The sequence below is a fragment of the Thalassotalea euphylliae genome, assembly GCF_003390395.1.
GTDB lineage: Bacteria > Pseudomonadota > Gammaproteobacteria > Enterobacterales > Alteromonadaceae > Thalassotalea_F > Thalassotalea_F euphylliae_C.
The window spans coordinates 4,225,058-4,246,410 of sequence record NZ_QUOV01000001.1; the positions used below are offsets into that span (position 1 = coordinate 4,225,058).

12 protein-coding genes are annotated in these 21,353 nt (G+C 43.4%); 5 read left to right on the plus strand and 7 right to left on the minus strand.

The features are described from left to right. Position 1 precedes the first annotated feature (1 nt). Positions 2-283, plus strand: coding sequence for a hypothetical protein (locus DXX92_RS18465; RefSeq protein ID WP_116002133.1), 282 nt, complete (start codon positions 2-4; stop codon positions 281-283). A 27-nt stretch (positions 284-310) separates the two neighbouring features. Here the strand turns inward: DXX92_RS18465 and DXX92_RS18470 are convergent, their stop codons facing one another. From DXX92_RS18470 to DXX92_RS18500, 7 genes are all read right to left on the minus strand, one after another. Then, positions 311-922, minus strand: coding sequence for a TetR/AcrR family transcriptional regulator (locus tag DXX92_RS18470; protein ID WP_116002134.1), 612 nt, complete (start codon positions 920-922; stop codon positions 311-313). Positions 923-1,061: 139 nt separating this feature from the next. After that, entirely contained in the window at positions 1,062-1,601 is a 540-nt protein-coding gene (locus DXX92_RS18475; RefSeq protein WP_116002135.1) for a carboxymuconolactone decarboxylase family protein, read from the minus strand. A 787-nt stretch (positions 1,602-2,388) separates the two neighbouring features. Next, positions 2,389-5,184, minus strand: coding sequence for a DNA polymerase I (gene polA, locus DXX92_RS18480; RefSeq protein WP_116002136.1), 2,796 nt, complete (start codon positions 5,182-5,184; stop codon positions 2,389-2,391). A gap of 746 nt (positions 5,185-5,930) precedes the next feature. Further along, positions 5,931-7,985 carry a S9 family peptidase gene (locus DXX92_RS18485; protein WP_116002137.1) on the minus strand — a complete coding sequence of 685 codons (2,055 nt, stop codon included), beginning with the start codon at positions 7,983-7,985 and terminating at the stop codon, positions 5,931-5,933. Positions 7,986-8,079: 94 nt separating this feature from the next. Continuing rightward, positions 8,080-8,646 (minus strand): acyloxyacyl hydrolase, encoded by a 567-nt coding sequence (locus DXX92_RS18490; RefSeq protein WP_245961562.1) that lies wholly within the window; start codon positions 8,644-8,646, stop codon positions 8,080-8,082. Positions 8,647-8,980: 334 nt separating this feature from the next. Then, positions 8,981-10,333 (minus strand): glutathione-disulfide reductase, encoded by a 1,353-nt coding sequence (gene gorA / locus DXX92_RS18495; protein WP_116002139.1) that lies wholly within the window; start codon positions 10,331-10,333, stop codon positions 8,981-8,983. A 107-nt stretch (positions 10,334-10,440) separates the two neighbouring features. Continuing rightward, positions 10,441-15,114 carry an EAL domain-containing protein gene (locus DXX92_RS18500; protein ID WP_147301993.1) on the minus strand — a complete coding sequence of 1,558 codons (4,674 nt, stop codon included), beginning with the start codon at positions 15,112-15,114 and terminating at the stop codon, positions 10,441-10,443. A 258-nt stretch (positions 15,115-15,372) separates the two neighbouring features. Here DXX92_RS18500 and prlC point away from each other — a divergent pair, with 258 nt between their 5' ends. The 4 genes from prlC (at position 15,373) to DXX92_RS18520 (ending at position 21,198) form a co-directional block, all read left to right on the plus strand. Next, complete coding sequence (gene prlC, locus DXX92_RS18505) at positions 15,373-17,418, plus strand: oligopeptidase A (protein ID WP_116002518.1); 2,046 nt, start codon at positions 15,373-15,375, stop codon at positions 17,416-17,418. Between the two features lie 23 nt (positions 17,419-17,441). Next, positions 17,442-18,149, plus strand: coding sequence for a DNA-3-methyladenine glycosylase I (locus tag DXX92_RS18510; protein WP_116002141.1), 708 nt, complete (start codon positions 17,442-17,444; stop codon positions 18,147-18,149). Then, the gene (locus tag DXX92_RS18515; RefSeq protein WP_116002142.1) at positions 18,149-18,949 is read left to right on the plus strand and encodes a class I SAM-dependent methyltransferase; all 801 of its coding nucleotides are present in this window, start codon (positions 18,149-18,151) and stop codon (positions 18,947-18,949) included. Before DXX92_RS18510 ends, DXX92_RS18515 begins: the two co-directional genes overlap by 1 nt. 281 nt (positions 18,950-19,230) lie before the next feature. Continuing rightward, positions 19,231-21,198: a methyl-accepting chemotaxis protein gene (locus DXX92_RS18520; protein WP_147301994.1), complete on the plus strand. Its 1,968-nt coding sequence runs from the start codon at positions 19,231-19,233 to the stop codon at positions 21,196-21,198. The last annotated feature ends 155 nt before the right edge of the window (positions 21,199-21,353 follow it).

The window sequence follows — 21,353 nt, forward strand, 5'->3', positions numbered from 1 at the left end:
AATGGATTCATTTGAATTGGAAATCAACGAGCAAGATTTACCCATTGACGTAAAAAACAAATTAGAAATCGCTAATGCCGAGCAAGAAAATTTAGGCGTGGTAGATAATGTTAAAGAAGTGCTGTCAGCAAATTTCGGTAAAATAGTGCTATCAAAAGTATCTTCAATTATTCCTGATGCCTACGAAATCAATGAGCTCAGCTTTTCAGTATCACTAAAAGGTGAGTTGTTTGGCAATGGCTTTAATACGCAAGTAACCGTTAAAGTGAAGCCGGTAAAATGACTCAAAATAACAGAAGCGAGCTCTTACTTATTCAGGCCTAGTTAAACCTAAACCGCTTAAGCAAGTATCAACCACAACTTCCAGTTCATTTGCTTCTACGCCAGAGCGAGCCATTGCTGCTGTGCCTTTAAGCATAGTGTATAAGGTAAGCGCAATTTGCTCAGCTTGATTGGCGAGGTTTAATGAAATAGCTTCACGATCGTGTTGAAATAGTTCAGTAAATACTTGCTTGGGTATAGACTCAGCTGTCGCCAACACAGCACTAGCTTGTGCAGGTAGATCTCCCCCGACAATTTCCGACTGGCACAGCACTAGATAGCAACCTTTAGGAGAGTTAACACAGCATTGTTGATTAATAATCGACATTAAATATTGTTTAAGGCGCTCAAACAACGATAGCGAAGGGTTATTAAGGATTTCCAAGTGTGGCTTCATTTTGCTATTGATGTATAGCTGTGTAGCCTTGATAAACAATGATTCTTTATTGCCAAATGCACTGTATAAACTGGGCTTGTTAATGCCCATTCGGCTGGTTAAATCGCTAAGCGAGGTACCGCTATAGCCTTTTTGCCAAAACACTTCCATCGCAGCTTGCAGCGCAACTTGTTCATCAAATTCTCGTTTTCGACCACTTACCACGTACTTTTCCTAAGGCTACTTATACCAATTGAATTGGTATAATCATTCACATCTCGCTAATGAATATTTTACGCCGCCATGCTCGTATCCGCAATCTGGTGTTTAGGGCGCAGGCACTAAACACCAGATAGGCTAATGATTACGCGAATTGCTTAAACGGGGCATCTAATTCTGTCTCAGCAATGTGATTAGTGTAGTTACTTATCACTTTTTGCGATAGACCTAAGATGATTTCAAGTACTTGCTGATCACCATACCCAGCTGCGAAGAAACGCTCTAATTCAGCACCATCAATGTGACCGCGATTGCGAACAATCGCTAATGTCGTATCGCGAAGTACTTCTAACTTCTCTGTTGGTAGCGGAGTTTTGTTGCGCAACGCATTAATGATCTCTTCACTCACTTTCATTGAGTGGGCAATACCTGTATGCGCCGGCACACAGTAGCCGCATTCGTGTTCAACATTAATGGTTTGCCACACAACCGTAAGTTCATCAGCATCAAACGATGAGTTAGAAAATAGTTCGTGTAACACTTGGTAAGCTTTTAGCGTCTCTGGTGAACTTGCCAATACTGCGTGTAAGTTAGGCACCATACCAAATGCTTTTAACGAGTTGTCTAGTAGTGGTTTACTTGCTTCAGGTGCACTGTCTACTGTGTGAGTTTTTAATTTAGTCATCTGCTTATTCCTCTCTTATTGCCGCGCTAATTGGGCGACTTCATTAAGTTTTCGCCAAATCTGTACCGATAGGTATGAAATTAATTATAGTGACAATTGGTTAGATGGCTAATATTTGTTTGTTACAAAGTGTAGGGCGATAAATTGACCAAATACTCTGGTTAGCGATCACAGTTGAATGTCTACGCGAATTACTGGCGAACTTGACAGATTATTTTTATATGCATAGAAAAGCGTAGTTAGGACACAAACGGCCAAGCGGTTAAGGCTAAGTGAAATAAGAAGTGTGAAATAGAATAATGGTTAGAAGCTACCTTCTGATAAGGTGGTTGTTATTTATATTCAAGTAAGTGAAATTAAATTACAGACATAAAAAAACCGGTGATAACAAAATCACCGGCGTATTAGCTTATGGGGAAAGCTAGAATATACAATTATTACAACAAGCGTTCACGTCGAGGAACAGGATGAATTATAGAGTAAGGACTCTATTCCTGTAAAGCATATTTTGTAATTTTTTTTCATTTTAGTTGTAAAAAAACGTAAAGTGATGATTGTTACAATAAAAAAAGCCGCATTTGCGGCTTTATTGATCGATCGCTGTTAATTTACAACATTTGTGATTTATACCAATTGAATTAACTAATTGATCAATTATGGCGTAGGAAAAAGGTTCATAAACAAGGCGTTATTTTTTAGTAACTAGTTGTTCTAATTTCAAAAATAACAACGCAGTTTATGAGCATTTTAACCAGCCAGAATGATTAAGTATTTATTGAAATTGGTATTAATGAGCTTGTTGCCAATTATCGCCACTACCCGCTTCTGCGATTAATGGCACATTTAATTCAGCTGCCGCATTCATGATTTCAACCAATTTGGCTGTCACTTGTGCTAACTCACTTTCCTTGATTTCAAAAATCAATTCATCATGCACTTGCATGGTCATTTTCACCACATCAGCTGGCTGCGTAGCAATCCATTGATCTACTGCTAGCATTGCCTTTTTAATAATATCAGCGGCAGTGCCTTGCATAGGGGCGTTGATGGCAGCGCGCTCAGCCGCTTTTTTACGTGCTTGGTTGCGGGCTTTAATATCAGGCAAGTACAAACGACGGCCAAACAAGGTCTCAACATAGCCTTTCTCGCTCGCTTGCTTACGCGTATCTTCCATGTACTGCATGACGTTAGGGTAGCGCTCGAAGTATTTGTTCATATAGTCTTGCGCTTGGTTTCGGCCAACACCAATTTGCTTGGCTAAACCAAATGCTGACATACCGTAAATTAAACCAAAGTTAATGGCTTTCGCGCTGCGGCGCATATCGCTAGTGACACTATCAACATCAACCGCAAAAATTTCAGCTGCGGTTGCACTGTGAACATCTTTACCTTCGCTAAACGCTTTCACTAAGCCCGGATCGTCAGACAAGTGCGCCATAATTCGCAATTCAATTTGCGAGTAGTCGATCGCAACAATTTTGTAACCTTGTGGTGCAATAAAGGCTTGGCGAATTTTACGGCCTTCTTCACTGCGAATAGGAATGTTCTGTAAATTTGGATCGGTTGATGACAAGCGACCTGTTGCTGCAACTGCTTGATGATACGAAGTATGTACTCGACCTGTTTTCGGTTGCACTAGCAACGGTAACTTATCGGTATACGTTGATTTTAGCTTGGCTAGGCCGCGGTGCTCTAAAATCAGCTTTGGCAGTGGGTAGTCAAGTGCTAACTCTTGCAATACTTCTTCAGCCGTTGATGGCACACCACTTGGCGTTTTCTTGATCGCAGGAATTTTTAACTCTTCAAACAAGATTTCACGCAGTTGCTTAGGTGAAGCTAAATTAAATGCTTTACCCGCAATGTTATGCGCTTCAATTTCCAACTCCGCTAAACGAGCGCCGATCGCTTGGCTTTGCTCCGCCAGCACATCACTGTCAATCAATACACCGTGGCTTTCCATACGTTGCAATACTTGGCTAAGCGGAAGCTCGATATCCGTAAAAACGGATAACGGGCCTTTATCTTTAACAAGTTTTGCGTGCAATGCCTGATGTAAACGCAAGGTGATATCAGCATCTTCCGCGGCATAATGACCGGCTTTTTCGATCTCAATTTGGTTAAACGTTAGTTGTTTAGCGCCTTTGCCGGCAATATCTTCAAAATGAACAGTTTCGTGGTTCAAATATTTTTTCGCCAGCGCATCCATATTGTGACGGCTTGCCACACTGTTGTAGCAATAAGATTCAAGCATGGTATCGAATTCAATGCCGGCTAAATTAATGTTGTAGTGACTTAGCACATGCGCATCATATTTTAAGTTTTGTCCGACCTTTTTATGCTCATCACTTTCTAGCAAAGGTTTTAACTGTGCCAAGACCCAATCGCGACTTAGCTGCTCTGGAGCGCCTACATACTCATGGGCAACAGGTACATAGGCAGCCTTGCCAACTTCGTGAGAGAAGGATAAGCCGACAAGTTCTGCTTGCATGTAATCAATACTGGTGGTTTCGGTATCAAACGCGAATAAAGGGGCAGCTTTGAGCTTTGCTAACCATGTGTTGAAGTCTGCTTCGGTGAGAATAATGTCGTATTCAGCAGTCACTGTTTCGCTTTCATCTTCACCTTGCTCTTTGCTTTCTTCTTGGGTCTCTGGCGCTTGCGATGCGGCAACGTCACTACTTGAAGCCGATACTGTTGGCTTTTTCAGATCCGCTAAGTGGCGACGCAATTCATACTGAGTGAAAAGCTCAGTCAATTTATCCAGATCGCGTTCTACTGGTTGTAACTCATCTACTTGTTGCTCAAGTTCAACATCACATTTTATTGTCGCGAGCTCATATGACAGGCGAACAATTTCTTCGTGCTCGATCATTTTCGGCTTTAAGCTTTTACTGCCGCGAAAGCCAAGACCTGCTATGTCGTCTAATCGCTCGTAAATATCGCGAATTCCACCAATGCCAGCAATTAGCGCTTTGGCAGATTTATCACCAACACCTGGCATACCTGGAATGTTATCCACCGCATCGCCCATCAGCGCTAAGTAATCAATCATATGCTCAGGTGCAAAACCGTACTTTTCTTTAACAGCGTCAATATCGGTAATTTTCTCTTTCATGGTATCAAGTAAAGTTACGTGCTCAGTTACCAACTGCGCCATGTCTTTATCGCCAGTTGAAATAACCGTTTCGATACTTTTTTCACATGCTTGTTTTGCTAACGTGCCAATAACATCATCCGCTTCGACCCCTTCAATAACCAGTAATGGAAAGCCCATAGCAGCAATCATTTCGTGCAGCGGTGCAATCTGACAGCGTAAATCTTCTGGCATAGGCGGGCGGTTCGCTTTGTATTCGGCATACATATCATTGCGGAATGTTTTTCCCTTAGCATCGAACACCACCACGATATTGCCGTTTGGATAATCTTTTTGCAGGCTTTTGATCATATTTAGCACACCTGTGATTGCCCCTGTTGGGTGACCATCAGCTGTGGATAAAGCTTGCAAATAAGGAACGTGATATGCGCGGAATAAGTAAGAAGAACCATCAACCAAAATGAGTGGTGAAAGGGCTGAACTTGCCATAGTGTGTTGTCAACTTAGAGTAAATTTAGCTAAGCATGCCATATCCTGAAAATTGTCTCCAGCACAGGCACCGAGTTGGTGGATAGACAAGAGGCTAATTCAGCTGAAAGTTTCAGTAATTATTGTGGATAAGTTTGTTAACAAGCATTATAAATCTCCGAGATAAGTTTTCACTTAAATCAGATGTCATTTCATAAGTTGTTGGAATACATAAAAAAGATGAGGCAGAAATCCTTTTTACACACAACATTTATTATTTTTATTTTTGTGGATAAAACATTTAACTTGTTTGCTTCGGTTTTTGTACAAAAAGCAACCAAAGTTCGAACAAGGGGTAAAAGATTACCAGATAATTACCCCATTACCAGAAGATTATTAAAATTTTTTGAACGTTATTTGACAGGCTAAAATAACTAAATTTTCTAAGACACAATTCATAAGGGCTGGCGAATAACTAAGCAAAAGTTAGATGAATTTTTTATCTTAAGCTCTAGGGCGTGTTGATCTTTCGAGATTGAATTTTGTTCAATCTAAACGCTTTCTGATCGCGGCGCTCGCTTTGTCGCATAGTCGTTCTATGTAAAAAGCGAGCAACAATGAGCAGGAAGCGTTTAGATGAACCCGCAGGGCAGCGTCTGTTTGAATTTTCTACTGTGTGGGCACTTATTTATGGAGAATGACTACACCACACAAGTGCCGCCTTGTATAAAGCCCAAACAGACTGCTGCAAAAACAACTCTGAAAGATCAACACGCCCTAGCTAATACATCAAGATAAAAAGCATACTCCAAGGCAACTTCGCGATACTGGTTAAAGCGCCCAGATTGACCGCCATGGCCCACTTCCATATCACACTTAAACAACAAGGAATTATTATCCGTTTTGTATTCTCGGAGTTTAGCTACCCACTTAGCAGGTTCAAAGTACTGCACCTGTGAGTCGTATAAACCTGAAGTAACGAGCAGATGAGGGTAGGCCTGTCGCTTAATTTGATCGTACGGCGAGTAGCTTAATATGCAGTCATAGTAGGTTTTATCATTAGGGTTACCCCATTCATCATACTCACCACAGGTCAATGGCAGACTTTCGTCTAACATAGTTGTCAGCACATCAACAAAAGGAACATGAACCGCACACGCCAAGTAAAGCTCTGGTGCCTGATTAAGCGTAGCACCAATTAACAAACCGCCTGCGCTGCCACCGGTTGCCAACACCTTGTCAGCAGCGCCAAAACCCAAAGCGACTATGGCTTGCGTAGCATCAACAAAGTCATTGAAGGTATTTTGCTTATTTAACATTTTCCCTTGTTCATACCAATGGCGACCCAACATAGCAGAGCCGCGCACATGGCAAAATGCATAAACAATACCGCGGTCGAGCAAACTTAATCGGCTGTAAGAAAAATCAGCATCAACATTGAACCCATAGGCGCCATAACCATCAATCAATATCGGATTTTCACTCGGGTTAAACTTATCTTTGCGATAAACAAGTGTGACGGGTACTTGCTGACCGTCACGCGCGCCAATTTCAATATGCTCACAACAATAATCTTGTGCATTAAACTCACCGGCAACTTGGTGCTGTTGCAACAGGGTTGGTTCGCCAGAGCTTAATTCAAACTCAAGTACCGATTCTGGTGTAGTCATGCTGTTATAGTTAATACGCACCCGTTTAGCCGCTAAATCAAGATTGTCCTGAAAGTAGGCAGAAAAAGCCGAGTCATTAAACTTAAGCTGAAGTTCTTGCCCAGAATCTAAGCTCTTAACGATAAACTGTGGCAGCCCTTTAACGCGTTGGCTAAACACTAGATGTTGATTAAACACTTCAAAGTTTTCTAGCAGCGCATCTTCTCTATGCGCAACAACTTCATGCCAAGTCGATTTATCAGCAATAGTACTTATGCTAGTGGTGACAACTTTGAAATTTTTCGCCTGCCAGTTAGTTAAAATAAAAGCGCGATCATCAACCAACTCAAGCCAGCAAAGGTGATTTTCTTCTTTTGGCAAGAGCGTAACTACGCTGGCAGATTCGTCATCTGCACTTAACAGAGAAACACCACTCGACTCTTTGGTGCCGTGATAAATTACAATGCTCGCCTTATCTTTGCTTTTAGCAATTTGAGTCCAAAAGCGTTGATCTGTTTCTTCGTACAAGAGTTCATCGTTATCTTGCGTTGTGCCAAGCCTGTGGCGATACACTTGAAAGGGTAATAAGGTTTGCTGATGCATTTTTACATAGTAAAAGCAGCGACCGGTATTACACCAAACCAGCTCACCGGAAGTATCAACAAGTTTGTCGTTTAAATAGCTACCATCTTCAATGTCCTTTACCGAAACCTGATAAAGTCTATCGCCATTGGTATCTTCGGCAATCGCAGCATAGGTGCCATCCTCACTCACTTCAATTGGCGCGAGATCATAGTATGCATGGTCTTTGGCGCACACATTTGCATCGAGTATCTGCAGAGCTCTTTGCTTTTGCGCCGACGCATCGCGCCAGTAAATAGGATATTCAGCATCCCCTGCATACTCATGCCAATAGAAATGGGCACCGTGTTTGAAAGGGACTGACTGACGTTCTTTTACCTGCCGAGCAACCATCTCTTGAAACAAGCACTCTTGCAATGCTTCGGTGTGGGCGAGCGCTTGTCGGCAATGTGCATTTTCAGCACTTAGGTGAGCAATCACCTCCGACGATTGCTTGCTGTCATCTCTCAACCAATAGTAATTATCGACACGTTCATGGCCATGCATTACCAGTTTATGAGGCTGTTTTTTAGTGTGAGGAGCTGTGGCCATTCTTTATTCCTAAGTTACTTATATTCGCACTGGCTTTTATGATTTTAACGTGCCATCAAACTACGTAAAAGCGATTCGGCAATAACACGATAGGCTAAAACGAATAGGCATAAGATAAGTTTAAGAAATCAACCCCTGGATTTTTACTATTAAGGCCTCCGTTACTGTAATGCATGTACCGAATTGCCGCAGATTGACTATTGTTTTGACCAAAATCTATTGCCAAACCGAGCCTGTCTTCAAACTGATAGTGAGAGCCAATGTCTTTGCCGGCAAATCTAGTATCTTCCACAAGTGATATGCCAACGCCAAACTCCCATCTAATCGGATATTTTCCTTTGATGTGATAAAACGTTTGACCAATTACGGGAGAAAAAGCCAGTACATAGTTCGTCTCATGCTGGTTTGATTCACCATACTCCCAAAAATTCACACTCACTTCCCAATATATATAGAGCTGATCGACAAATAAGATATCTTCAAGGTGATAAACATGTGGTCGATACGCTAAGCGAAGCCCGTCAATATCATCTGACCCAATTAACACATCCACCGCAATGGCCTGAGATAATTTTCGTTCAGACGAATAACTGGCAAACGAAGACAATATCAGTGTGAAAAATAAGACAGTGATGAGAAGTTTTGAATTAAGTATGTTCATATTCTTCAAGGTTAATGGCCTCATTCACTAGAGAATATTCGTGACTTGATGCACCTGGATTTAAGAATAGAAATATAAGAAATTTGCAGAATACTATGGCGGCAGTTCGTACAAACTTTCTAGCAAATCATCCAAATGTTCATTGCTAGCAGGTTAGAAACTATGAGAATAAACCAAGCTCAAAATTAAAAGGAAGAGAGCGAGAGAGGTATCCATAAAAGTGTTTTTAAGAACAAAAAAGCCCTCACTAAATTGAGCTAACTTAGCGAGGGCAGTGTGTTATTCAAGTGAATCGAGAGAAAACGAGTTTGTGGCAAGTTTTCTCAGGAAAAATCTACATAGTCACAAATTCTTCAGCCGAAGTCGGGTGAATCGCCACTGTATTATCAAAATCAGCCTTAGTTGCGCCCATCTTCATCGCCACAGCAAAACCTTGTAGCAATTCATCGCTGCCAAAACCAATTGAGTGAATACCAACAATTTTCTCTTCTTTGCCCACACATACTAGCTTCATGCGTGTTGGGTCGCGGTAATCTTCGGTAATTGCTTGATAAAGTGCCGTAAATTGTGAGTTATACACCTTAACTTGATCTTCACCGTACTGCTCTATCGCTTCTTGCTCGCTTAAGCCAACCGTACCGATAACTGGGTGACTAAAGACCACGGTGGCGACATTTTCATAGTCTAAGTGCTCGTATGGTTTATTGTTAAATAAACGCTCACATAAACGGCGACCAGCAGCCACAGCAACAGGCGTTAACTGCACTCGGCCTGTGTTATCACCCACAGCATAAATGCCGTCTACATTGGTGTTTTGGTATTTGTCGGTTGGAATAAAGCCACGCTCGTCGGTTTCAACACCCGTCGCTTCAAGGTTAATTTGATCAGTCGCTGGCTCGCGACCAATCGCCCAAATTAGGGTATCAACCGGGCCAACTGTCTTACCGTTTTCAAGGTGAACGGTTAACTGGCCGTTGTCGTGTTTTTCAACCTTAGTTGGCACGCTTTGGTTGTGAAGTGTTGGGCCATGTTTCGCCATTTGCTCAACTAGCGTGTCACTTAACATTTCATCAAAACCGCGCAATGGCTTTTCTTTACGAACAAGCAAGTGTGATTCTGTACCTAACGCATGTAAAACGCCTGCTAGCTCTACAGCTATATAACCTGCGCCAACAACAGCTGCAGATTTAGGTTGTTCAGTTAACGCGAAGAAGCCATCTGAATCGATGCCATATTCAGCGCCTTCAATATTTGGAATGCTAGGGCGACCACCTGTTGCAATCACAATATGATCAGCAGAGTAAAGCTCACCGTTCACTTCAACGGTATTTTTATTTACAAACTTAGCGAAACCTTGAATAACGGTGACATCATTGGCGGTAAAACCACGTTGATATGCGGCGTGAATACGCTCAATGTACGCTTCACGGTTTTTAATTAAGGTTGCCCAGTCAAAGCTTTGCAGTGGTGCATTGAAACCGTAGTCTGGCGCATAGTGCAATGCGTCGGCAATTTGCCCTGCGTACCACATCGCTTTTTTCGGCACACAACCAACATTTACACAAGTTCCACCAATTGCCTTCGCTTCAATTACGGCTGCTTTTTTACCATGCCTCGCTGCACGGTTAGCTGAAGCAATACCGCCACTACCTGCGCCAATGGCGAGAAAATCAAAATGTTGAGTCATAATTGTGTACCTATAAACCTAATCGTTTTGTTATCGTTAATTAATGGGGGAGGAAAAGGCAAATTACAAGCTTGCATTACTATGCCTAACTTTTGCCAAACCTTTGTCTAACCTTTAGCGACCGTACTAAACTCATTTTTATTCTCCGCGAGTTTTTCTGTCAGCTCATCCATGGCCAGCGGCGAGTAATAAAAATAGCCTTGGATCAAGTGGCATTGATGATCAACTAAGTACTGAAGCTGTGCTTCGGTTTCTACGCCTTCGGCAACACAGGCAATATTTAAACTTCGTGCCAATACCAGTGTTGAGTCTACAATTGCTTCGTCTTCAGGCGATTCGCCAATACCACTAACAAAGCTGCGATCAATCTTAATAATATCAAGCGGTAGCTGTTTGATATAAGACAGTGATGAATAGCCAGTACCAAAATCATCTAACGCTAAGCGACAGCCCATAGCAGAAAGCGTATTGATGGTTTCTATCGCTTTTTCTGGCTCGCTCATAAATGCGCTTTCGGTCACTTCTATTTTTAAAGCACCAGCAGGTATTTGATAATCATTAAACTTGTTTTCCAAGAAGGTGACTAAACTAGCGTCAGCAAAATGTTTGGCTGATACGTTAATCGACAAGTAAAAGTTAGGGCTTAGCGCACGCCATACTTTAAGTAGTACCAACGCCTTATCGAGAGCAATCCCGGTCATGGTGGCGATCAAGCCCATTTCTTCGGCAAGTGGAATAAACTTGTCAGGTGATACTAAGCCCTCTTCACTTTTCCAACGCATGAGTAATTCAGCACCAATAATCTTGCCTGTGTGGGCATCAATCACGGGCTGATAAACATTGAAAAACTCATCGTTTCTCACCGCCTGCTTAAGGCTGGATTCCATGGTTAACCGCTGTTTAGCTTCCAAATTCATACGTTCGGTAAAGAACTGGAAGTTGTTGCGGCCTTGTTGTTTGGCGTGATACATGGCAACGTCGGCATTGCGCAATAGCTCGTCTTGCGACCCTGAATCTTCAGGGTACATCGCAATACCAATGCTGGCGCCAACACTCACGGTGGTACTTTTCAGTTTCACTGGCACCTCAACCACATCAATAATCTTTTGCGCAATGCGGCTTAAATCATTATGCGATTTAAAATGCTCCACCAGCACCACAAATTCATCACCGCCAATGCGGGCAATTGTGTCGTCTTCTCTAAGTGCACTATTCAGACGAGCGGTGATTTCTTGCAATAGCAAATCACCATAGTCATGGCCGAGCGAGTCGTTAACCTGCTTAAAACGGTCTAAATCAATGAAAAACAGGGCAATGGTGTGTTGCGCGCGACGTGCCTGTTCAATACCGTGCTTAATGCGTTCAAGTAATAATGAACGATTGGGTAAGCCGGTTAGGTGGTCATAGTTGGCTAATTGTCTAAGCTCGAACTCAGCTTTTTTCTGCGCACTAATATCGGTCATCACAAAAATATAGTGATGCGTATTGTTCACTTTATTTTTGCTGACACTGATATTCATTAACACATGGTATTCTTGACCTAGCGGCGTTTGAATCAGCTCTTCACCGCTATAGTGGCCTTTGTTTTTCAGCGTTGGTAACAGCTCAAGATAATAATTGCTGCGCTCTTCTGTTAACCCGAATAGCCCTCGATGGTAGTCAAACTCTTCATTTTTCCAGCCGAACACTTGGCCCATTGATTGATTAACCGTGACACGCTCAAAGTTTTCATCAATGATCACCACCCAGTCTTGGGTATGCTTAAAGGCATCACCAAAGTTTAATGCACGCTCTTCATCGGCACGCGTTTGGGTAATGTTAGAATAAGATCCGGTTACGCGATCTGGCTCACCATCGATATTGCGGGTCACAATTTTGCCAATATCTTTGTACCATAACCAATGGCCATCGCTGTGCTGTAATCGATAGCTGCATTCAAAGCTGTCAACGGGCGAATCGCTCATCAAAAACGCGTGCCATTTGGACAAAAACAACTCTTTGTCTTCTGGGTGGATCAAGTCAACGTGAGTTTCAAAGCCAAGCGATGTATCCGGAGCCCCATAGCCTAAGTCTTTGGTAAAACGCTTAGCATAAATACGATTGGATTGGCTTTCCCAGTCCCACACCTCGCTATCACTGCCAGTAAGTGCTAGCTGTAAACGGTGCTCTCTTAACTTAACCGCTTCGTGTGCAGCAATTAATTCTTGCTGTTTATTGGCCCGCCAACGAAGCCAAATAAACAAGCACACTAAGACACTAAACCCATAAAAAACGAGGGTTACTGGTGCTCGCCACAATGGATATGAGACACTAAACGACAAGGAGCTAGGCGCAGAAAGCTCGCCTGTGTAAGGCGATTTAGCACGCACAATCAGCTCATAGTCGCCAGAACTTAAACTCGGAAAAGTAACATAGTGCTGACTGGAAAACGGCGCGTTTATTTCAGTAGGTCCAACGAGCTGGTAACGATACTCAATAGTGTCGCGATGTAAGAATGAAGACGTAGTAAAGTCGATACGAATGCCAATATCACTGTGCTTGAAGGCAAACGTCTGATCATTATTAATAAATGTAGGGACAGTTAAGTCACGTGATAACGTACTGACGCCCGCAAATTTAACGCTAAAGTCTTGGTTAATGGCCTCATTTTGGTTGTGCAGTTGAACCGGGTTAAAAATACTTAAGCCCAGCATTGTGCCATAGGCAAGTTTGCCATCGGCCATTGCAAGGTATGCATCGGCATTAAATTCATTAGTAGCAAGGCCATCACCAATATCGAATTGACGCAGGTGTCGAGTGTTTTTATCCAATCGATAAATCCCCACTTGACTCGCGAACCATAAATGACCCTCAGTATCAGTCTTTACACCATAAATATGCTCATCTAAGGAAGTGCTAGCAGCGTCAATAAATACTCTAGATTCAAGGCTTAAACCATCAAGCCCAAACAAACCAACACCATCATAGGCGACCCATAAAATATTGTTATCATCTAACGCTAGGCTATTAATCTCGGCGTGACGAAACTCTTGGTTGTGATGAAACTGATAAACCAATTTCAACGAATCAAGCATTGGGTTATAGACCCAGATACTATCTTGAGTGGTTAATACTAACTGCTCAGGCCATAATGCCACATCGGCAAAAACTCGCTGAATTTGGTCAGGTGATAACACCTTGTTAATTGCATCAAGTTTTTCCATTTCACCAGTTTTTAACGAAATACGCCCAGCCCCTTCCGAGCCAAAAAACCATAAACTTTGCTGCAATATGGCAAACGTATAGTGCTCACCATGATGTTGACACAGCCACGTTTGAGTTGCCGCAGAAAAAGGTTCTGACACGACCCGCTCTAAGCGCTTATTAAAAGGCCTAATTCCTTGTTGAGTTCCAACCCAAAGTGTATCGCCGCTATCAACTAGTTTGGTGATGTCGGCGTGTAAATGTCTAGTGTGTTCGTGTAGGTCGATAGCATAGTGTTTAACTGTTTTAGTCTCAGTATTGATGCGGTTTAGTACACGCCCCGTACTTGCCCAAATAATCTTCGGGTCTTGGCTATCAGCAGTCATGGCGTATACACCGCCTAGACCAAGTCCGCTTACTTCTTCATTTAGCGGGCTATTATTAGTGGCGCTAACATGCTCAACATTCCAAATGAGTTCACTGTTTGGATTCCAACGATAAACCCCATTTGACTGTGAACCAAACCAAAATATGCCACTGTTGTCTTTGGTAATATCCAACACATCATTGTGTGCAACATGTGGGTTAATATCAGAAAAGCGAAACAATAACTGATAAACGAAATCTGCCGATGTGGGGGCGGTTGTATTTTTAATGTCAGTATTGCTTTCGATATCTGTTCCGTTTTCGCTACCCGCGCTGCTTTCACCTAGCTGCACCTGCATCACACCTTCGTGCGAGCCCACTAGCACTTTATCCTGCTCAGCATATAGCGCACGCACACCATGCATAACGTTCGGATGAACAACAGGCAATTCAGCCAAATTGTCAAAGTAACGCACCAGATCGGCAATCTTAAAAATGATCAAGCCAGCTTCCGTAGCAACAAATACGTGACCTCGCCAACTAACAAAGTCATACAAACGGTTGGCCTCAAAACCGTCTAAACTAATACTGGAAACAACCTGATTAACCACTAAATCTAAGTGATTAACTTGCCCAGTGGATAACTCCAGAACAAAGGCGCCTCGGGGGGTAGCGACCAATAAAAATTGCTCAACTTGATGCACCCGCTCAATAAATTCCCCACCTTCTAATTGCTCGGTTAAATCAAGCACCAATTCAACTTGCTTGCTTGCTTGGCTGTATCGCAACACCTTTTGCCCAATAGCAAGCCATGGCGAGTCTCCAGAATTGGGTTGATGAGCTGCATCAGCAGTTGTGATAACGGAGTCGCTATCGGTGACTAATTGATAACTATCGGCTTGAGAGTCGTATCGGTAGATGCCTTTACCCGGCATGGTTAGCCAAACAATACCTTGTTTGTCTTGCACAATTTGCGTCACTGCATAGCGCTCAAAGTCACCTTCGGGGCCACTTAGCGAGCGCATTGTGTATCCATCGTAAATGTTGACACCATGCTCTGTGCCCAGCCACAAGTAGCCATTAGTGTCCTGCATCACTGCAAAAACACTGGCACTATTAAGACCATCAGCCACACTAATGTTTGATAATGACAAACTGGTGTTGCTGATCGCAAAAACAGAGCGAGTGATTAACACACTCAGCAATAGCAGACACCACATTATTCGACGCAAACTAACTTATCCTACACTAAAAAAAGAAATACAAAGCTAACCCAATATTATGCCGAAATTTATGCTGCTCGTATTGCGTTAACACAAGGTAAAACAAAACAATACAATTGGTTTACACGCAAAAAGGTACAAACAAGAGCGAGCACTTAGCTGCAAAAGTTAGAACTAACATACAATAAATATAGTGCGCCTCTTGAATTACGCGACTACTGGCTATAAATGTATAGCTGATAACAACTGATGCCGAAGGCTTACTTTATGACAAACCCATTATTGCAATCACACGCACTACCACAATTTTCAGCGATTAAACCAGCGCACGTAAAGCCTGCCGTTGAACAAGCCATTGCTGATTGCAAGCAGTGTATCGACCAAGTGTTAACCGAAAATGATACATTCACATGGCAAAATTTAGTGATGCCGATTGACGAAGTTGATGATGTTTTAGGAAAGTTATGGTCACCAGTATCACACCTAAACTCAGTGTTAAGCAGTGAAGAGTTGCGTGAAGCCTATGAAAGTTGTTTACCGCTGCTGTCAGAGTACGGCACCTTTGTTGGCCAGCACCAAGGCTTATATCAAGCCTATAAACAGCTTGCCGAAAGCGAACACTACCAAACACTAGATACTGCACAACAGAAAGTCATTGATAATGCCCTTCGCGATTTCAAACTCTCAGGTATTGCCTTAGCACCTGAGAAACAACAACGCTACGGTGAAATTGTGGCGAAACTATCTGAACTAGGTTCGGGCTTTAACAACAATTTACTCGATGCCACACAAGCATTTACCGTTAATATCACCGACGAAACAGAATTAAGTGGCCTACCCGATAGCGCGAAAGCGGCAGCAGCCCAACTTGCACAAGCAAAAGCGCTTGACGGATGGTTATTTACCTTAGATTTTCCAAGCTACTTACCGATCATGATGTACTGCGACAATCGCGATCTGCGTGAGAAAATGTACCGCGCATTTGTTACTCGCGCGTCAGAACTTGGCCCAAATGCAGGTGAATTCGACAACTCACAAGTGATGAATGAGATTCTTGCACTGCGCCACGAACTTGCACAACTACTTGATTTTGAACACTACGCCGATAAATCACTGGCGACCAAAATGGCTGATTCGAGCGAGCAAGTCATTGGCTTTTTACAAGACTTGGCAGCTAAGTCAAAACCGCAAGGTGAGCAAGAGCTGGCAGAATTACACGAATTTGCCAAAGAAAAACATCAAGTTGAAACATTAGCTGCATGGGATTTACCCTACTACAGCGAAAAGCTTAAACAAGAGCGTTACGCAATTTCAGACGAAGAGTTGCGCCCATATTTCCCTGAACAAACCGTTGTTGCCGGTTTATTTGAAGTGGTCAATCGTTTATTTGGTTTAACCATTAAACAACGTGACGGCGTTGATGTATGGCACCAAGACGTTAAATTTTTTGACGTTTACGACGAAAACGAACAGCTACGCGGCAGTTTCTACCTAGATTTATACGCACGCGAGAAAAAGCGTGGCGGTGCTTGGATGGACGATTGCGTTGGTCGCCGTGAGTTAGCCAACGGCACAGTGCAACTGCCAGTTGCTTACCTAACTTGTAACTTTAACGGCCCAGTAGGGGACAAACCCGCGTTATTTACCCATGATGAAGTGGTCACCTTATTCCACGAATTTGGTCACGGTATTCACCATATGCTAACGCAAATCAACGCTTCTAGTGTTGCCGGTATTAACGGTGTTGCATGGGATGCTGTTGAACTACCAAGCCAGTTCTTAGAAAACTGGTGCTGGCAGCCAGAAGCATTAAGTTTCATTTCAGGCCACTTTGAAACAGGCGAATCGTTACCACAAAGTATGCTAGACAAAATGTTGGCCGCGAAAAACTTCCAGTCAGCAATGCAAATGTTACGTCAGCTCGAGTTTGGTTTGTTCGACTTCACGATGCACGCACAATTTTCACCAGAAAAAACCGAGCATATTCAAACCGTGCTAAACGATGTACGCGCGCAATACGCTGTGGTTAAAGCACCTGAATTTAACCGCTTCCAACACAGTTTTGGCCATATCTTTGGTGGTGGTTATGCGGCTGGCTACTACAGCTACAAATGGGCGGAAGTGTTATCAAGTGATGCTTTCTCACGTTTTGAAGAAGAAGGTGTGTTTAACCAAGGCACTGGCCGCAGCTTCTTAGTGAACATCTTAGAAAAAGGTGGTTCACAAGAGCCAAGCGAGCTATTTAAAGCCTTCCGTGGTCGCGAGCCTGAAATTGATGCGCTACTAAGACACAGCGGTATTCAAACAGCTTAGGCATTGAATTTAGATTTTAAACAATGAAACTAGAAGCTTTCGATAAACTCTATCAGCGCGCCGCCGAGCGAAAAGGAGGCGTTGCGCAATTAAATATACTGCTACCACCGGTTGAAGAGCAGGGCGCATTAGCCTTGCTACCCGATGATCGCTACTTAGCGGCATTCACGAAAAAAGTATTTCAGTCGGGCTTTGTTTGGCGTGTGGTCGAACAAAAATGGCCAGACTTTGAAGAAGTGTTCTTCGGCTTTAACATCGAGAAAATCTTGATGATGCCAGAAGATATGCTGGAGCGAAAAGCCGCCGATCCGAAAATTATTCGCAACTTTAATAAGGTAAAAACCATTAAAGCCAATGCCCAAATGATTTTTGAAGAGCAGCAAAACGGTCATTCATTTGCAGAATTTATTCGCCAATGGCCAAGCGACAATATTATCGGCCTATGGGCGCACCTGAAAAAACACGGTGCCCGTTTGGGTGGCAATACGGGCCCATACGCGCTGCGCGCGCTTGGTAAAGACACCTTTTTGCTGTCACGCGATGTGGAAGCCTACTTTCGGGCGCACGACTTAATCTCGGGCGGCTTGCAAACCAAAGCCAGTTTAACCACCATTCAAACTGCGTTTAATCGCTGGCAGCAAGAGTCCGATCTCAGCTTAACTCAGTTAAGTCGACTTGTTGCTTATGCCACTGGCGATAACTACATCCAAGTGCATGAGGACGACAGCTAATGGCAGACAATCACTTGCAAGTTGCCGTTGCCTACGTTCACAAAACCGATGTTGATCTAGCCAAACAAATTGCACAGCGTTGGCACTTTGACTATATCGGCGATATTGCCGCAGCAGCTAACTTTGCTGAGCTTGCCTTTGTGCTGCAAGTAAACGACCAAGTGCTTGAATTAGTGAAGTTAGATGAACCTAAGCTCGCCCCGATTAAAGTTGATTTTATTGACGGCGCTGTTGGTCATCGCCGCAAATTTGGTGGTGGTCGAGGCCAAGACATCGCCAAGGCTGTTGGCCTAAAGCATGGTTTTAACCCACATGTGTTAGACGCTACAGCTGGTCTTGGTCGCGACGCCTTTGTACTTGCTGCGCTCGGTTGCAAAGTTACGCTAGTAGAGCGCAACCCTGTGGTCGCCGCTTTGCTGGAAGACGGGCTGGCACGCGCACAACTCAATGCTGACATCAATGAAATAGCCCAGCGCATGACACTGATTCACCAGTCGTCTACGCAAGACATGCCGCAACTTGATGATATTGATGTGGTCTACCTTGACCCTATGTATCCGCACAAAGAAAAGTCGGCGCAAGTGAAAAAAGAAATGCGTGTATTCCAACACTTAGTCGGTGCCGATCTCGATGCCGACCAACTACTCGCGCCAGCATTAGCGCTTGCGGAATACCGTGTGGTAGTGAAACGACCCAGCTATGCCGACTACTTGGCGGATCAAAAACCTTCAACCGAAGTAAAAATGAAGAAAAACCGCTTCGACATCTACGTCAACAAAGGGATTCCCAAACCGGCATAACTGCTCAACGTGTTGCTGGTTTTTATAGGCAGCAACACGAATAAAGCCCTATCTCTATTCCTTTAGCCGCCTATTCGTTTAACCACCTATTCTTTTAACCAAAAGTTTTAGCGAACCAGTTATATAGCCTAGCTGTTGATATTTCTGCCTGAACACACCTTATTAACAAGCTACTAACAAAATCATTACTGAGCAAAAAACGAGCTGTAACAAAAATGTCATATTAGATCGTTACCATCCGCCGCGACTAAATATATTCGGCCAGTTGAGAGATTTAAACAGTGCGAGTTTCAACGTTTTCACGTTCATCGGTAGTTGCCATTAGCAGCTTTGCCATCATATTTTTGCTGGCAATGTATCAGGTCGGCAACACGCTAAAAACCAATCGACTACTGCTCGCTGAATACCAAAATTTGAAGTCGTTAACGACCGTCGATTTTTATCGAACTATCGCTAGCTATTTGCAGTCTGGCGATGCGAGTTTGCTGACCACTGCGGAAAGTTTGTTAGATCAAATCAATACCAGTGCAGAGCAATTATCAATTGCTGATTTAGGCGCTACTGTTTCTGAAAAAACTACTGAACTTAAACAAAACATTGCCGACACTTACCGCCCGCTCGGCAAACTAAGTGGTGACCCGATGGCGCTTTTACGCAACAACGAACAAGGGATTTCGTCGCTAAATAGCGGCCTTGCTAATTATGCGCGCCAATCGAATGAACTAAGCAGCGACCAGCGATTAGACTACCTTGCCACCACCAACAATATTGCCTCTGCGTTGACCAGCGTTATCAATGTTCGTAGTAAAATATTTGCTAGCGACAATGTAAATTCCTCGCTGCTTAACCAGCCGTTATCTGAACTGAATAGCTTGGCTGGCAAGCTCGCTAATTTTCCATTGCTTGGCATTTTCGAAACAGGTGTCGAAACAGATGATGAAGACGAATTAGGCGATGATGACGACTTATTGCTTGACGATGAAGAAGAGGCAACGGATTTAAGTGAAGAAGCGCTTGATGAATTGCGCTCGTTAGTTGGCCGCTATCGTAGCGAGCTAAACAACACAATTTCACAGCAACAACAGCGCCAACAAGGTTTAGCCTTGCTCAATGCTGATGTATCAGCCATTGAGAAAATTATCCTTGAAGGTGAGGCGATTATCCTAGCTGAGCAAAAGAGCATTAACGATCGCATTACCTGGGTTGTGATCTTACTGATGTCGATTCTGGTCGTCTTTTTAGCGGCAAATTACTGGTTAACCCGCACCGTTGTATTAAACCCGCTGCGCCGCTTACGCGACAGTTTTGTCACCTTAGTGAATGAAGGCCGTGTTGATTTGATTGAAGGTATTCCTGAAAAAACGGAGCTAGGGCAAATTTCTAGCAGCTTCAATAAAATGGTGACGCAACTTGCGGAAGAAGATAAGCAAAAAGCAAAGCAGCTTGGTTTAGTATCAACCGCCATGCAAACCATGGAAACACAGGCACAAACCATATTAAATTCATCTTCAAGTACCAGTGCTCATTTAGCAGCGGTTGATGAAATTATGGCGGCGCTATCGCAAGTCACCGAACATGTAAATTCATTGTCGCAACAAGTGGTTGATAATGCCCAAGCGAGCCAACAGGCGCTAACAGACAGCCAACAAAAGGTTGATGAAGCACTCGCCGCCAGCGAGCAAACCAGCCTTGCCGCGCAAGCGGGTAAAGAAGCGATTGAATCACTAGGACAGTCAGTAGAGAGTGTCGGTACCATTGTCGATGTGATCAGTTCCATTGCCGATCAAACCAACTTATTAGCGTTAAACGCTGCCATAGAAGCGGCGCGCGCTGGTGAACATGGCCGCGGTTTCTCGGTTGTTGCCGACGAAGTACGCCAACTTGCCGGTAAAACACAAGAATCCCTTAAACAAGTGAGCGATCGTTTAGATCAGTTAAACCACGACAGCAAAGCGCTGGAAACCAATATTTTTGATATTGAAGCAGCGTCTAGCCGACAGCGTGAAATTTCAGACGCCCTAAATGAAAACACTGCCAACGTGCTCGACCAAGCAAGCGCATCGGCAGGGGTTGCCGCCGACTCGCTAGAGCAGATTAATCAGCAGCGCCACCACTTTGCTGAATTTGAGCAAGCAATGGAAAGTGTCCGTGGTGAAGTTACTTACTCTCGCGAACTCGCCGAAACGATTTCAAGCGATGTGGCGACCCAAGTTGTAGATATAAGTGCCACGTTAAAGTTAGTGTCGTAGACAAACTAGACGTCGAATAGCGAATAGAGACAAGCAAATAAGCCTCTAATACTTTAGAATATGTGTTAGAGGTTTTTTTATGGCTAAATCACTCTGTAAGTGGAAAAAGAAGGATATTGAGAAAAATATCCATGAATTGATCCACATTGTTGATA